The sequence below is a fragment of the Streptomyces sp. NPDC004266 genome (genome assembly GCF_042874095.1).
In the GTDB taxonomy this organism is placed as follows: domain Bacteria; phylum Actinomycetota; class Actinomycetes; order Streptomycetales; family Streptomycetaceae; genus Streptomyces.
Map to the genome: position 1 here is coordinate 59,625 of NZ_JBIAMM010000017.1, position 15,005 is coordinate 74,629.

Annotated in this window: 13 protein-coding genes; all 13 read right to left on the reverse strand. The window is 74.3% G+C overall.

Features of this window, described 5'->3' with window-relative positions:
• Positions 1 to 12 precede the first annotated feature (12 nt).
• A complete protein-coding gene (locus ACFYUZ_RS32405; RefSeq protein ID WP_389315278.1) occupies positions 13 to 1,173 on the reverse strand; it encodes a sugar phosphate isomerase/epimerase family protein in 1,161 nt (386 codons plus the stop codon).
• A 124-nt stretch (positions 1,174 to 1,297) separates the two neighbouring features.
• Positions 1,298 to 2,701, reverse strand: coding sequence for an alkaline phosphatase family protein (locus tag ACFYUZ_RS32410; RefSeq protein WP_389315280.1), 1,404 nt, complete (start codon positions 2,699 to 2,701; stop codon positions 1,298 to 1,300).
• Complete coding sequence (gene eboE, locus ACFYUZ_RS32415; RefSeq protein ID WP_389315282.1) at positions 2,698 to 3,867, reverse strand: metabolite traffic protein EboE; 1,170 nt, start codon at positions 3,865 to 3,867, stop codon at positions 2,698 to 2,700. The genes ACFYUZ_RS32410 and eboE overlap by 4 nt, the downstream gene beginning before the upstream one ends.
• Positions 3,868 to 3,877: 10 nt before the next feature.
• Complete coding sequence (locus tag ACFYUZ_RS32420) at positions 3,878 to 4,726, reverse strand: TatD family hydrolase (protein WP_389315284.1); 849 nt, start codon at positions 4,724 to 4,726, stop codon at positions 3,878 to 3,880.
• Positions 4,726 to 5,370, reverse strand: a complete 645-nt coding sequence (locus ACFYUZ_RS32425) for an EboA domain-containing protein (RefSeq protein ID WP_389315286.1) — start codon at positions 5,368 to 5,370, stop codon at positions 4,726 to 4,728. Before ACFYUZ_RS32425 ends, ACFYUZ_RS32420 begins: the two co-directional genes overlap by 1 nt.
• Positions 5,364 to 6,242: a sugar phosphate isomerase/epimerase family protein gene (locus tag ACFYUZ_RS32430; RefSeq protein WP_389315288.1), complete on the reverse strand. Its 879-nt coding sequence runs from the start codon at positions 6,240 to 6,242 to the stop codon at positions 5,364 to 5,366. The genes ACFYUZ_RS32425 and ACFYUZ_RS32430 overlap by 7 nt, the downstream gene beginning before the upstream one ends.
• Entirely contained in the window at positions 6,239 to 7,306 is a 1,068-nt protein-coding gene (locus ACFYUZ_RS32435; RefSeq protein ID WP_389315290.1) for an SCO3242 family prenyltransferase, read from the reverse strand. The genes ACFYUZ_RS32430 and ACFYUZ_RS32435 overlap by 4 nt, the downstream gene beginning before the upstream one ends.
• 77 nt (positions 7,307 to 7,383) lie before the next feature.
• Entirely contained in the window at positions 7,384 to 8,502 is a 1,119-nt protein-coding gene (locus ACFYUZ_RS32440) for an inositol-3-phosphate synthase (RefSeq protein WP_389315292.1), read from the reverse strand.
• Between the two features lie 400 nt (positions 8,503 to 8,902).
• Positions 8,903 to 9,910, reverse strand: coding sequence for a sugar phosphate isomerase/epimerase family protein (locus ACFYUZ_RS32445; RefSeq protein ID WP_389315294.1), 1,008 nt, complete (start codon positions 9,908 to 9,910; stop codon positions 8,903 to 8,905).
• A gap of 30 nt (positions 9,911 to 9,940) precedes the next feature.
• Complete coding sequence (locus tag ACFYUZ_RS32450) at positions 9,941 to 11,173, reverse strand: Gfo/Idh/MocA family protein (protein WP_389315296.1); 1,233 nt, start codon at positions 11,171 to 11,173, stop codon at positions 9,941 to 9,943.
• 77 nt (positions 11,174 to 11,250) lie between these two features.
• A complete protein-coding gene (locus ACFYUZ_RS32455) occupies positions 11,251 to 12,294 on the reverse strand; it encodes a substrate-binding domain-containing protein (RefSeq protein WP_389315298.1) in 1,044 nt (347 codons plus the stop codon).
• Positions 12,295 to 12,377: 83 nt separating this feature from the next.
• Positions 12,378 to 13,412: an ABC transporter permease gene (locus ACFYUZ_RS32460; protein WP_389315300.1), complete on the reverse strand. Its 1,035-nt coding sequence runs from the start codon at positions 13,410 to 13,412 to the stop codon at positions 12,378 to 12,380.
• Positions 13,409 to 14,935, reverse strand: coding sequence for a sugar ABC transporter ATP-binding protein (locus ACFYUZ_RS32465; RefSeq protein ID WP_389315302.1), 1,527 nt, complete (start codon positions 14,933 to 14,935; stop codon positions 13,409 to 13,411). Before ACFYUZ_RS32465 ends, ACFYUZ_RS32460 begins: the two co-directional genes overlap by 4 nt.
• Between the last annotated feature and the right edge of the window lie 70 nt (positions 14,936 to 15,005).

Sequence of the window (15,005 nt, forward strand, 5' to 3'; positions counted from 1 at the left end):
GGTGCGTCGTGGTCAGCGGTGGGCGCGGAGGGCGGCGAGGTTGTCGTAGCCGATGCGGGCGTACTCCAGCGACTGCCCGGGGTCGGTGGCGCTCGGGGCGGTGTCCTGTTCGACCATCGGGTGGTGGCGGTTCTTCGCCCCGACCCGGGTGAAGAACCGCCGGTAGTCGATGTCGCCGGTGCCGAACGGCACCATGTCGTAGCCCATCCCGCTCTGCGGATTGATCACGCCGTCCTTGGCGTGGAAGAGCGGGAAGCGGGGCGTGTGGCGGGCCACGAGCCCGGCCGGGTCGAAGATCTGTTCGCGCCGGGAGCCGTCGTGGGCGGTGTAGGTGTGGAATTTGTACCGGGCCACGTGGGCCCAGAAGACGTCCAGTTCCAGGTAGACGCTTCTGGGGTCGCTGACCTGCAGGAAGTACTCCAGCTTCCGGATGCCGGAGCTGCGGGTCGGCCGGCCCTGGGCGTCGAGCGGACCGCCGTCGAGGAGGAAGTCGTAGGCGCTGTCGTGGTTGTGGGTGTAGAGCTTGATCCCTTCCCGGGCGGCGAGGGCGCCCAGGGTGTTCCACTTGTCGGCGGCGACGTCCCAGTCGGCGCGGTAGGGGCTGCCGGTGGGGTCTCCGCCGGTGCCCATGTGCTCCATGCCGAGGATGTTCGCGATCTCCAGGGCCCGGCGGAACGCGTCCAGGTCGGCGGGGGTGAGCGGCCAGGAGCTCGGGATGAAGCCGTGGCTGCCCTGGGCGCGCAGTCCGTACTCGTCGAGCCAGGAGCGCATCAGCCGCGCGCCCTCGACGGTGCCGAGGTCCGCGCCGCCGGGGGCGTTGACGTGCTGGCGGTACCCGGCGAACTCCACCTGCCGGTAGCCGTACCGCGCCAGCTGCCGGAACACCTCGCGGAAACCGGACGGCAGGTCGGAGGCGAGCGGGTCGCGTGCCACCGCGTCCCGGACGGTGTAGAGGATCAGTCCGCGCTTGTCCGGCGGGACGAGGGCGGAGCGGCCGCGGTCGTCGGCCGTCTCGGGCTCGGTCTGCGCCAGGGCGGGCGAGGAGCCGAAGACGGGGGCGGCGATCGCCACGGCCGCGGTGGCCGTGCAGGTGCTGAGGAAGCGGCGGCGGCTGACACCGAGCGCGCGGCGCAGCTCGTCGCCGGCGGTGGTCTCTTCGGGGGACACGGTCACGGCGTTCTCGCTTTCGTTGTGACGGAGGTACGGGTGCGTCCTGTGCGCCGGAAGCCCGGGGCCGAGCGGCCGGCAGAGGGCGCGCGGGTTCGGGGCGTGGCGGTTCGGGGCGTGGCGGTTCGGGTCAGGCGAGGCCGGCGAGCCGCAGGAGGAGCGGCTTCACCTCGGTGGCCGCGGTGCGGCCGGGCAGGGCGCCGGGGGCCGAGCAGAGGATGAGCGGGCCGTCCGCGTCGCTCGCGGGCAGGCGGCCGTGGCTGCCGCGGACGGGTGAGGGGTCCAGGGGCACGACCGCCATGCGGTAGCGCAGGCCGGCCTTCTTGCGGGCCACGGCGGCCGCGGCCTTGAGCCGTACGTAGGGGTCCTGGGGGTCCATGAACAGTTCGGCCGGGTCGTAGCCGGGCTTGCGGTGGATCTCGACGAGCCGGGCGAAGTCGGGGGCGCGCGCGTCCTCCAGCCAGTAGTAGTACGTGAACCAGGCGTCGGGTTCGGCGACGGCGACCAGCTCGCCGGAGCGGGGGTGGTCCAGGCCATGTGCCTTCTTTCCCTCGTCGTCGAGGAGCCGCTCGACGCCGGGCAGGTTCTGGAGGGCGGCGCGGGTGGCCGCGAGGTCCTCGGGGCGGCGGACGTAGACGTGGGCGAGCTGGTGGTCGGCGACGGCGAAGGCACGGGAGGCCATCGGGTCGAGGTACTCCATGCCGTCCTGGGTGTGGACGTCGAGGAGTCCGGCGCGCCGCAGGGCGCGGTTGATGTCGACGGGGCGGCTGACTCGGGTGATCCCGTACTCGGACAGGGCGACGACCGTGCGGCCCTCGGCACGAGCGTCGTCGAGCAACGGCCCCATGACCTCGTCGAGTTCGGCGGCCGCGCGGAGCGAACGCGGGTCGTCGGGGCCGTACCGCTGGAGGTCGTAGTCGAGATGCGGGAGGTAGCAGAGCGTCAGGTCCGGGCGGCGGGTGCGCATGATGTGGCGGGTGACGTCCGCGATCCACCGGCTGGAGGCGAGGGAGGCTCCCGGCCCCCAGAAGTGGAAGAGGGGGAACGTGCCGAACTTCGCGGTGAGTTCGTCGTGGAGGGCCGGGGGGCGGGTGTAGCAGTCGGGTTCCTTGCGTCCGTCGGCGTAGTAGACGGGACGGGGGGTGACGGTGATGTCGGTGTCGGCGCCCATCGCGTACCACCAGCAGATGTTGGCGACGGTGTAACCGGGGTGGGCGCGGCGGGCGGCGTGCCAGATCTTGTCACCGGCGACCAGGCCGTTGTGCTGGCGCCACAGCAGGACGTCGCCGAGTTCGCGGAAGTACCAGCCGTTGCCGACGATGCCGTGCTCCGCGGGCGGGGTGCCGGTGAGGAAGGTGGACTGGGCGGCGCAGGTGACGGCGGGCAGCACGGTGGACAGGGGCGCCCGCGAGCCGGAGTCGGCGAGGGCGCGGAGGCGGGGCATGTGGTCGAGGAGCCGGGGGGTGAGGCCGACGACGTCGAGGACGAGGAGGGGGGTCGGGCGCCCGTCGGCCGGGGGCTTCGCGTCGGTCACGGGAGTTCCTTCAGGCCGAGGTCGGTGAGCAGGTCGCGGGCGAGGGTGAGTTCGGCGGCGATGCCGTCGGCGAGGCGGCCGCGGGTGCGGGGCCGCGCTCCGGGCGGGAGGGCCTGCCAGGTGTACGTCTCGACCTCCAGGTGGTGGGTGCGGGGGTGGGCGCCGCCGACCAGAAGCGTCAGGGCGTCCTTGAGGACGGGGAGCGTGGAGGTGAGCGGCGGGGCGGGCGGGGCGTGCAGGGGGACGTGGAAGTGGGCGCGCCAGGGGGCCGTGTCGGGCAGGACGTCCCCCGCGAGCGCTTCGGGCAGGTCGTCGGTGCCGCGGAGTCCCGCGGTGGTGACCGTGCGGGTCTGGTGCAGGAAGCGCGGTTCGGCGAAGGCGGCGAGCGCGGCGCGTACGTCGGGCCGGTGGGGGTGTTCGGCGTGCAGGGCGGTGGAGAGCTGGGCCTTGGGGACGCGGATGCCGGCGTCGGCGAGGGCGGCGAGCGCCGTGGCCGGGTCCTCGAAGGAGGTCGCGAGGTGGCAGGTGTCGACGCAGACGCCGACGCGGTCACCGGGCAGGCCGGTGAGCGGTCCGACGGCGTCGGCGGTGGTCTCCACCGCGCAGCCCGGTTCGGGTTCGAGGGCGACGCGGACGGACTTGCCGGTCAGCTCCTCCAAGGCGTCGAGCCGTTCCGTCAGGGTGGTGAGGGCGGCTCGGGCGGTGGCGGCGGCGCGTTCGTCGAAGCCGGTGTGCCAGGCGAGCGGCAGGGTGGAGATGCTTCCCTCGGCGACGTCGTCGGGGAGCAGGGCGGCGAGGAGGCGGGCGAGGTCGGTGGTGTGGGCGAGGCGCTCCGGCTCGGTCCAGTCGGGGCGGTAGACGCGGTGCTTGACCGCCCCGGCGCCGAAGCCCTCGTAGGGAAAGCCGTTGAGGGTGACGACTTCGAGGCTGCGGCGGTCCAGTTCGGTCCGGAGCCCGCGCAGCGCCACCGGGTCGTCGACCAGGGCGTGGGCGGCGTCCTTGGCGAGCCAGAGGCCGATGCCGAGCCGGTCGCGGCCGAGGCGCCGGCGCACCGGCTCGCAGTGGTCGCGGAGCTGGGCGAGGACGCCGTCGAGGGTCTCGGCGGGGTGGACGTTGGTGCAGTAGGAGAGGTGGACGAGGGTGCCGTCCGGGTGGCGGAAGCGCACGGGTCCCTCCTCACTCCCCGCCGCGCAGCACGGAGTTGCCCTCGTGCAGGACGTCCGGGGCGGGGACGTCGAGCCGGAGCCGGCCGCTGAGTCCGTAGAAGGCGACGGGGTTGCGCCACAGGACCCGGTCGACGTCGTCGTCGGTGAAGCCGGCGGCGAGCATGGCGTCGGCGACCTCGCGGGTCTTCAGCGGATCGCTCCTCCCCCAGTCGGCGGCCGAGTTGACGAGGATCCTCTCGGTGCCGAAGGTCCGCAGGATGGTCACCATGCGGTCCGTGTCCATCTTGGTGTCGGGGTAGACGGAGAAGCCGAGCCAGCATCCGCTGTCCGCGGCGGCGGCGACGGTCGTCTCGTTGAGGTGGTCGAGGAGGGTCCGCTCGACGGGCAGGGCCGACTCGCGGACGACGTCGAGGGTCCGGTGGAGGCCGGCGAGCTTGTCCCGGTGCGGGGTGTGGACGAGGGCGGGCAGGCCGTGGTCGGCGGCGAGCTGGAGCTGGGCGGCGAGCGCGGTGTCCTCGGCGGGGGTCATCGCGTCGTAGCCGATCTCGCCGACGGCGACGACGGAGTCCTTCACGAGGTAGCGGGGCAGTTCGTCGAGGACGGGCGTGCAGCGGGGATCGTTGGCCTCTTTGGGGTTGAGCGCGATCGTGCAGTGGTGGGCGATGCCGTACTGGGCGGCGCGGAACGGCTCCCAACCGAGCAGCGCGTCGAAGTAGTCGAAGAAGCTGGCGGGAGAGGTGCGCGGCTGGCCGAGCCAGAAGGCCGGTTCGACCACGGCGCGGACGCCCGCCGCGTACATCGCCTCGTAGTCGTCGGTGGTGCGCGACGTCATGTGGATGTGGGGGTCGAAGATGCGCATCACGGCTCCTCGGTCGGTGCGCCGGTCAGGGTCAGGGCGTGGCGGAGATCGCGGGGGACCTCCCGGCCCGCCGCGGTGCGTTCGGCGGCGTGGGCGGCGAGCATGCGGGCGAGTTCCGCGTCGCCGGCGGCCCGCCGCGCCAGGTCCGCCACGGCGCTCAGCGGGACGCCGGTGAAGAGGCACTTCAGAACGGCGTGCCGCCAGGCGTGCGGGGCCAGGTGGGCTGCGGCGTAGGGGCCGACGGCGGCGGCGATCAGCCGGGTGTCGTGCGTGCGCAGGGCGTCGTCCACGAGGGGCGTGGCCTGCGGGCCGTCGACGAGGGAGGGGAGGGCGTGCAGCACCGCGCGGCGCTCGGCGGCGCTGCCCTCCCGGTAGAGGCGGGTCAGCGTCTCCGTACCGGCCCGGGCCTCGATCAGCAGCAGGACCCGTACGGCGTCCGCGGCGTCCTGGCCGCAGTGTCGGCCGGCGGTGACGAAGCGCAGCTGCCAGGCGGGATGCGCGGGCTGGGACGCGGGCGGTGCCTGTGGTGCCGAGGCCGCGTGGGCGGCGTCGGCGAGGGCTTCTGCGAACCAGGCACGGGCGTGGTCGTCGGGCAGCCGGGCCGTGACGTCCGTGCGGGCCCGGGACAGTGGTGGTGTCAGCATGCCGGCGCTCCCTTCGCGGCGGCCGCGGCCGCGTCACGCAGGAACGCGATGGATTCCGCGGCCCGTTGGGGGCCTGCGTGCGAGTGGCGGGGCAGTTCGACGACGGTGAGGCCCTGGTAGCCGGTGGCCGCGAGGGCGTCGAGGACGGGCGGGAAGTCGATCTCGCCCTCGCCGAACGGCAGGTGCTCGTGCACGCCGCGCCGCATGTCCTCGATCTGCACGTGCCGCAGCCAGGGTGCCGCCGCGCGGACGCACGCGGCGGGCGGGGCCGCCTCCAGGCACTGGCAGTGTCCGATGTCGAGGGTGAGGCCGAGGGGCGCGGGGTCGCCGAGTGCGGCGCGCAGTCGGTGGAAGTCGTCGAGCGTGGCGAGGAGGTGTCCCGGCTCGGGTTCGATCGCGAGCGGCACGCCCGCGTCGGCGGCGGCGTCGAGCACGGGCGCCAGCGCCTCCGTCAGGCGCCGCCAGGCCGCGGTGTCGTCGGTGCCCGGCGGGGTGACGCCGCTGAAGCAGTGCACGGCGTGCGCCCCGAGGTCCGCCGCGACGCGGACCGCCGTGAGCAGCAGGCGGACCCGGGCGGCGCGGGCCGGCGGGTCGGCGTCGAGCAGCGAAGGGCCGTGCTTGCGCCGCGGGTCGAGCACGTACCGCGCCCCCGTCTCGACGGTCGCGGTGAGTCCGAGCGCGTCCAGCCGGCGGGTGACCCGGGCGGTGCGGGCGGCGAGGCCGGGCGCGAGCGGATCCAGGTGCATGTGGTCGAGCGTGAGCCCGACACCGTCGTAGCCCAGGTCCGCGAGCAGCCCGAGGGCGTCGTCGAGCCGGAGGTCGGTCAGCCCGTTGGTTCCGTACCCGAGGCGGAGTCGCTGTCGGCCGCTCATGTGGGGCTCACCTTCCGCGCGAGGGTACGGGCGAGGGGGGCGAGCCCCAGCAGGGCGAGCCCGGTGCCGGGCGCCCCGGCGCGGGCCGCGAGGGCGGCCTGGAGCGGGATCATGGCGCGGATCCCGCCTCCGACGGCGCGCTGGGTGAGGGACGGGGACGGGTTGAGCGCGGCGTGGAGCAGGGGCACGGCGGTGGTGCCGACGTACGCGGCGGCGGGCAGCAGCGGGACGAGCGCCGCCGCGCCGCCCGGCGTCCGGAGCGCCCCGAGTGCGGTGACGGTCCCGAGCGCGGACGTCGCGGCGAGGGCCCCGAGCGGGACGAGCGTCGAACCACCCCGCGCCTCGTGCCGGGACACGGCGGTGACGGTGTACGTGTGGAGGGCGAGCGCGCCGGCGGGCGCCGCGACCCGGAGTCCGGTACGAGCCGCCGCACCGCGTCGCGCGGACGCGACGGGGCCGGGGGCGGGGGCGGGGCGGACGGGCACCGCGGGGGCGGTCCGTCGCGGTGCGGGGCCCGTGGCCGTCGCGCCCAGGACGAGGTCGAGGGCGCGGGCGGCGGCCATGACGGCGGGGGCGGCGGGCGTGTGCTTGAGGCGGAGGTCGTAGGCCCACACCGTGCCGGCCAGGGCAGTGGCCACGGCGAGGGCCGGGCGGCCGGCGCGGGAGGCGAGGGCGAGGCCGGCGGCGGTCAGGAGGCCGGCCGCGCCCAGCGCCGCGGCCGGGGCGATCCGGCCGGAGGGCAGGGGGCGGTGGGGGCGGTCGACGGCGTCCTCCTCGCGGTCGGCCCAGTCGTTGAGCGCCATGCCCGCCTCGTACAGGCAGAGCGACGCGCCGACCGCGTACGCCGTCCCCCGGCCGGGTCGCAGGCCGACGGCCGCGGCGCCGGCAAGCGCGTCCCCGGGCACGCTGAACAGCGCGGAGAGGCGCAGCAGTTCGGCCCAGGACCGGATCCGACCGCCACCTGGGGCGGGGGCGGGGGCGGGCTCGGGGGCGGGGGCCGGCACCGGCAAGGAGCCGACGGCCGGCGCGGGGCCGGACGGGGGCGCAGGCTCGGGGCCGGACACGGGTGCGACCGTACGGCCGCATCCCCCTTCGGGCTCGGGCCCGTTCCGCTCGGCGCGGTCCGGGCGGCCGGGGTGCGTCACTTCGCCTCCCGCAGTCGGTCGGCGAAGGCCAGCAGCTCGGCGAACTGTTCCGCGAGGCCGGCGGGCCCGCCGTCCGGGTCCTTGAAGTAGAAGCCGAGCTCCGGGAGCGGCCCGGAGATCCCGGCTTCGTGGGCGCGGGCGACCAGGCGGGCCAGGTCGAGGACGAGGGGTGCGGCGAGTGCGGAGTCGCAGCCCTGCCAGATGGTCTGGAGGATCATCCGCGATCCGAGGAAGCCCTCGAAGGCGATGTGGTCCCAGGCCGTCTTCCAGTCGCCGAGCGCGGGGACGTCGTCGATGTGGACCTGACCCTCGGGCCGGTGGCCGAGCGTTTCCGTGAGGACGCGTGCTTTGCCGGCGTTCTTCGCCGCCGCGGCGGCGGGGTCGGCCAGTGTCGCCCCGTCTCCCCCGCCCAGCAGGTTGGTGCCGGACCAGGCCCGTACGTCCAGGGCCCGCTGGAGGAACATCGGGGCGAGCACGGAGCGCAGCAGCGTCTGGCCGGTCTTGCCGTCGCGGCCCGCGTGGGGCAGTCCGGCGGCGGTCGCGGCGGCCGAGAGGGCCGGGGTGCGCAGCCCGGTGGACGGGGTGAAGTCGACGTAGGGGCAGCCGGCCCGCAGGGCCGCGGCGGCGTAGAGGGAGCTGGGCGGCAGGCGTTCGGCGTCGGGCGCGGGCGGCGGCTCCGTGCAGGAGACGTTGACGACGACCACGCGTGCCAGTGCGTGGCGGCCGCGGAAGGACACGAGGTCGGCGGCGAGGTCGGCGATGAGTTCGGTGTCGGTGCGGGGGTCGCCCGGGAGGGGGCCTCCGGTGCGTATCTCCTCTTCGGCGGCGGCGAGTTCGGCGTGGACGGCGGCGGCGAGCCCGTGCGGGAGCACGCCGGCGCCGGTGAGCTGCTCGGCGCGCTTGGGGAGCGGGCAGGACGCGATGTCGTGGCCGCCGAAGACGAGGGCGGCCAGGGACGGCAGTCCGGTGCCGGCGAACGCGGGTGTCTCGGTGACCATGCCGGTCGCCGGGTGGAGTCCGGCGCGGACGGCGGCGCATCCGGCGACGGCCGTGGTGGCCACGGAGCCGCGTGCTCCGGCGAACCAGACTCCGGTGCGTGCGTGGGTGTCAGTCACGGGCTGCCTCCTTGCCAGGTCGTTGGGTGCGTGGGGTGGAGGGCTGGGGGTGGGATGCGGCGCCTCTACGGTGCGGGCGGCGCGGGCGGCGGGCGGCGTGGACCGCCCGGCGGTGAGGTGCGGGGGACGCGGGGCGGGGCGGGGGCACTGTGCGGGGCGTGGCCCTGGCCGGATCCCGACGGGTTCGGGCGGGGCGGGGTGGTCGCTCCCGGGCCGGCTGTGCGGTGGGGAGCGAGGGGCCGTGGTGGTGATGTGAGGGGACCGTAGCCGCGTTCGTCCTCGACGGAAAGCCCTTGTGCGGCAGATCGGTCGAACTTTCTCCTGCACCAGGACAAAGCCGTGCGCGGGCAGGCCGGACCGCCCGGTGGCGCCCCTCGCCACCGGGCCTGACCGGGAGGTCCTACCGGTCGCCGCCGGAGAACGCCGCGTCGAACGAGGCGGCCGGCGGGTCGAAGTCGAACCGCTTCAGATGGGCCAGCGCCTCGGGCGCGCCGGTGAGCCGGTCCATCCCGGCGTCCTCCCACTCGACGGACACGGGTCCCTGGTAGCCGATGGACCGCAGCATGCGGAAGACGTCCTCCCAGGGCACGTCCCCGTGCCCGGCGGACACGAAGTCCCAGCCGCGCCCCGGGTCGCCCCACGGCAGGTGGGAGCCGAGCCGGCCGTTGCGCCCGTCGAGGCGCTTGCGCGCCTCCTTGCAGTCGACGTGGTAGATCCGGTCCCGGAAGTCGTACAGGAAGCCGACCGGGTCGAGGTCCTGCCAGACGAAGTGGCTGGGGTCGAAGTTGAGCCCGAAGGCCGGACGGTGGTCCACCGCTTCCAGGGCGCGGCGCGTCGTCCAGTAGTCGTAGGCGATCTCCCCGGGGTGGACCTCGTGGGCGAAGCGGACCCCCTCGGCGTCGAAGACGTCGAGGACGGGGTTCCACCGCTCGGCGAAGTCCTCGTACCCGCGCTCGACCATGCGCTCCGGCACGGGCGGGAACATGGCCACCAGGTGCCAGATGGAGGAGCCGGTGAAGCCGACGACGGTGTCGACGCCGAAGGCGGCCGCGGCGCGCGCGGTGTCCCGCATCTCGGCGGCGGCCCGTCGCCGCACGGCCTCGGGTTCGCCGTCGCCCCAGATCCGGGCCGGCAGGATGCCCTGGTGCCGCTCGTCGATCGGTTGGTCGCAGACCGCCTGGCCCACCAGGTGGTTGGAGATCGCCCAGCACGTGAGGCCGTACTTGTCGAGCAGGGCGTGCCGGCCCGCCAGGTAGGACGGATCGGCGAGGGCCTTGTCGACCTCGAAGTGGTCGCCCCAGCAGGCGAGTTCGAGGCCGTCGTAGCCGAAGTCGCGGGCGAGCCGGCAGACCTCCTCCAGCGGCAGGTCGGCCCACTGGCCGGTGAACAGCGTGAACGGACGCGGCATGAAGCCTCCAAACGGTGTGCGGGCGGTCCTCTAGCGGACCTCGGCCGGCACTTCCTGGACGGGTGTGTAGACGGCGTTCTTCCGGGCGCTCTCCTCGACCGCGGCGAGCACCCGCTGCACCCGCAGCCCGTCGGCGAAGGACGGCGACGGGTCGGTGCCGGCGCCGATCGCGGCGACCAGGTCGCGGGCCTGGTGGGTGAAGGTGTGCTCGTAGCCGAGGGTGTGGCCGGGCGGCCACCACGCCTCCAGATACGGGTGCTCGGCCTCGGTGACGAGGATCCGCCGGAAGCCCGCGGTGGCGGCGGGCTCGCGGTGGTCGTGGAAGGAGAGCTCGTTGAGCCGCTCCAGGTCGAAGGCGAGCGAGCCCCGCTCCCCGTTGATCTCCAGCCGGAGCTGGTTCTTGCGGCCGGAGGCCATCCGGCTCGCCTCGAAGGCGGCGAGCGCCCCCGAGGCGAGCCGTCCGGTGAAGACGGCCGCGTCGTCGACGGTCACCGGCCCGCGCGGGGCGCCGGTGGCGGCCTGCCCGGACGGCGCGGACAGGCCGGCCGCCGCGGCGGCGAGCCGGGGCCGTTCCCGTACGAAGGTCTCCGTCTGGGCGGACACCCCGACGACGGGCTCCCCCGCCAGGTACTGCGCGAGGTCGACGATGTGCGCCCCGAGGTCGCCCAGCGCCCCCGACCCGGCGTGCTCGCGCTCCAGCCGCCAGGTCAGCGGGAAGTCGGGATCGACCAGCCAGTCCTGGAGGTAGCTCACCCGGACGTGGCGCAGGGTGCCGAGCCGGCCCTCGGCGATGAGGCGGCGGGCGTACGAAAGGGCGGGCACGCGGCGGTAGTTGAAGCCGACCATCGCCACCTGGCCACGGGCTCGGGCGGCCTCGGCGGCGCCGGCCATGGCCTCGGCCTCGGCCACCGAGTTCGCGAGCGGCTTCTCGCACAGGACGTGCTTGCCGGCCTCCAGCGCCGCGATCGCGATCTCCGCATGGCTGTCCCCCGGGGTGCAGATGTCGACGAGCTGCACGTCGTCCCGGGCGATCAGGGCACGCCAGTCCGTCTCCGCCGCCGCCCAGCCGTGCCGCCGGGCGGCGGCCCGGACGGCCCCCGCGTCCCGGCCCGCGATCGCCGCGAGGACGGGCCGCAGCGGCAGGTCGAACACACGGCTCACATTGCGCCAGCCCTGTGAGTGCGCGGCGCCCATGAACGCGTACCCCACCATGCCGACGCCGAGTCCGGGCGGCGCGGTCGCGTCGCTGTCCCGCTGTTCCATACGGTTCCTCCTGGTCGGAGAGTCACTGTCTCGTCGGTGTGCTGCGAGGCCGGGCGCCCCCGGGAGCCCGGATCCGGTCAGTTGAAGCCGGTGGGCAGGTAGTCGTCGACGTTCTCCTTGGTGACGACGGCGGAGTAGAGCGTCAGGGAGGACGGGATCTCCAGCTCCGCCAGACCGCCCACGCCCTTGCCCTGGCCGAGCGCGCGGGCCAGGTCGATGGCGGACGCGGCCATGGTCGGCGGGTAGAGGACGGTGGCCTTGAGGACGCCGGTACCGGCCTTGATGGCGTCCATCGCGGACTTGGCACCGGCTCCGCCGACCATCAGGAAGTCGTCACGGCCGGCCTGCGCGATGGCGCGGAGCGCGCCGACGCCCTGGTCGTCGTCGTGGTTCCACAGCGCGTCGAAGGCGGGCTGCGCCTGGAGGAGCTGGGCCATCTTGGCCTGGCCGGACTCGACGGTGAAGTCGGCGGCCTGGCGGGCGACCTTGGTGATGTTGGGGTAGTTCTTCAGGGCGTCGTCGAAGCCCTGGGTGCGCTGCCGGGTGAGTTCGAGGTTGTCCAGGCCGGCGAGTTCGACGACCTTGGCGTTCGGCTTGTTCTTGAGCTGCTCGCCGATGTACGTGCCGGCGTTGAGCCCCATGCCGTAGTTGTCGCCGCCGATCCAGCAGCGGTACGCCTGCGGGGAGGCGAAGACGCGGTCCAGGTTGACGACGGGGATGCCGGCCCGCATCGCCTGGAGACCGATCTGGGTGAGCGCCTTGCCGTCGGCGGGCAGGATGACGAGGACGTCGACCTTCTTGTTGATGAGGGTCTGCACCTGGCCGATCTGGGCGGCGGTGTCGTTGGAGCCCTCGGTGATCTCAAGGGTGACGTCGGAGTACTTCGCGGCGCGGGACTTGGCGTTCTGGTTGATGGCGTTGAGCCAGCCGTGGTCGGCCTGGGGTCCGGCGAAGCCGATGGTGACCGGCTTGCCGGGCTTGTCGTCTGCGGCCGGGGTGCCGCCGGCCGGCTGTTCCTGCTGCTTGGGCTCGTTGCTGGTGCAGGCGGTCAGCAGGGCTCCGGCGGAGACGGCGGCGCTGCCGAACAGAAGTCCTCTGCGGCTGGGGGCGGTTCGGGACATGGCGGATCAACCCTTCGGCTGGGCGGGGCGGGGCGGCTCGGATCGGGTCGAGGAGGCGGGTCGGAGGAGTGCGAGGAGGCGGGTCAGGCGTCGCCGCCGCGCAGGGTGCGGCGCTGGACGAGGACGGCGGCCACGATGATCGCGCCCTTGGCGATCTGCTGGACCGCCGTCTCCAGGTTGTTGAGGGCGAAGATGTTGGTGATGGTCGTGAAGATCAGGACGCCGAGGACGGAGCCGACGATGGTGCCGCGTCCGCCGCTGAGGAGGGTGCCGCCGATGATGGCGGCGGCGATGGCGTCGAGTTCGTACAGGTTGCCGTTGGTGTTCTGGCCGGACCCGGCCAGGACGATGAGCATGAACGCGGCGATCCCGCAGCACAGGCCGGACAGCAGGTAGAGGTACAGGCGCTGCCGACGCACGTCGATGCCGGCGAGCCGGGCCGCTTCCGCGTTGCCGCCGACGGCGACGGTGCGGCGGCCGAACGTGGTTCGGTTGAGCAGCAGCCATCCGACGACGGTCACGGCGGCGAAGACGAGGACCAGCGGCGGGACGCCGAGGACGTAGGCGTCCTTGACGCCGAGGTCGAGGACGTCGGTCACGCTCACCATCTGGGTCCTGCCGTCCGTGATCTGGAGGGCGAGACCCCGGGCGGAGGCCAGCATGGCCAGGGTGGCGATGAACGGCACCATGCCGCCGTACGCGATCAGCAGCCCGTTCACGAGACCGCAGCCGACGCCGACGAGCACCGCCGTGAAGAGGATGCCCGCGAAGCCGAACTCCTGGGTGGCCACGGTCGTGGCCCACACGGACGCGAGGGCCACGATCGCACCGACCGACAGGTCGATGCCGCCACTGGTGATGACGAACGTCATGCCGACGGTGACGACGCCGATGACCGACGCCTGGGTCAGGACGAGTTGGAGGTTGCTGGTGGCGAGGAAGGAGTCGGGCCGGGTGATGCCGCCGACGGCGACGAGGGCGAGGAGGACGCCGAGCAGCGACATGCTGCGCACGTCCCACCGCATCAGCGCCGGTCGGCGGATCCCCTTCCCGCCGGTGCCGGAGGTGGGGGCGGACATCGGCGCGTCCTTCCGCGCGGCGGAGGCCGGCTGCGTCATGGCGTCGGGTTCCCTTCCATCACGAGATCGAGTACGCGGTGCTCGTCGAGCTCCCGGGCCTGCGCCGTGTGCACGACGGAGCCCTCGCGGAGCACCAACACGCGGTCGGCGAGTCCGAGGACCTCGGGAACCTCGCTGGAGACGAGCAGCACCGCCAGTCCTTCGCCGGCCAGCCGGCGTATCACCGCGTAGAGCTCCGCCCGGGCGCCGATGTCGACGCCCCGGGTCGGCTCGTCCAGCAGCAGCACCTTGCAGCCGCGCAGCAGCCAGCGCGCGAGCACGGCCTTCTGCTGGTTGCCGCCGGACAGCACCCTGATCGGCGCGTCCGGGTCGTCGGGCCGCAGCGACAGCTCGCGCACCGCCCGGTGCGCGGCGGCGCGCTCGGCACGCCGGTCGAGCCAGCCCGCCCGGGAGTAGCGGGAGAGGGTGGAGACCGAGACGTTGCTGCCGACGGACTCCAGCATCAGCAGGGCCTGCGCCTTGCGTTCCTCGGGGGCCAGTCCGATCCCGGCCCGGACGGCGGCGCGGACGCTGCCCGGGCGCAGCGGGACGCCGTCGACGAGGACACGGCCCGCGTCGGGCGTGCGCGCCCCGTAGATCGTCTCCAGGATCTCGCTGCGACCGGAGCCGACCAGTCCGGCGAGGCCGACGATCTCGCCGGGCCGCAGTTCGAGGTCGAGGGGGGCGAACTCGCCACCACGGGTGAGGCCCTCGACCCTGAGGACGGGGTCCCGGGCAGCCGCGGCGCCGGTTCCGTGGGGGCGGTCGGGGAAGACGTGCTCGACGGCGCGGCCGGTCATGAGGGCGACGATGTCGCGGGTCGGGGTGGTGTCCGCCGGCAGGCCGCCGGCGACGGAGCGGCCGTCCTTCAGGACCGTGACCCGGTCGCCGATGCGGCGGATCTCCTCCAGCCGGTGGGAGATGTACACGACGGCGACGCCGTCGGCGGTGAGCTCGGCGACGATCCGGAAGAGGTTGTCGACCTCGTCGGGGTCGAGCGCGGCGGACGGCTCGTCCATGACGATCAGCCGCACCTCGTGGGAGAGCGCGCGGGCCATGGAGACGATCTGCTGCTGGGCGGCGGACAGCTCGCCGGCGAGCCGGGCCGGATCGATCTCCGGGTGCCCGAGGCGCTCAAGGAGACGCCCGGCGGCCGCGCGGGCCCGGGCGCCTCGCACGACGAACCCGACGGAGGTCGGCTCGTTCCCGAGGAACACGTTCTCGGCGACGGACAACCCGCCGACCAGGTCCAGCTCCTGGTAGATGGTGGCGATCCCCAGCCGCATGGCCGCGATCGGAGAGGTCAGGGAGACCGGCTCGCCGCCCCAGGTGATCTCGCCCTCGTCGGGCTGGTGGGCTCCGGCGAGGACCTTGATGAGGGTCGACTTGCCGGCACCGTTCTGGCCGAGGAGGCAGTGGACCTCGCCGGCGTGGACTTCGAGGTCCACGCCGTCCAGGGCACGGACGCCGGGGAACGACTTGGTGATGCGGTTCATCGTGAGCAGCGGTGGGCGTGATTCCATCGGGATCCCCTCGGCGGATGTGGCCGTGAGCGGGCACGGCGAAGCGGGGCACGGTGAGCGGCGCGAGACG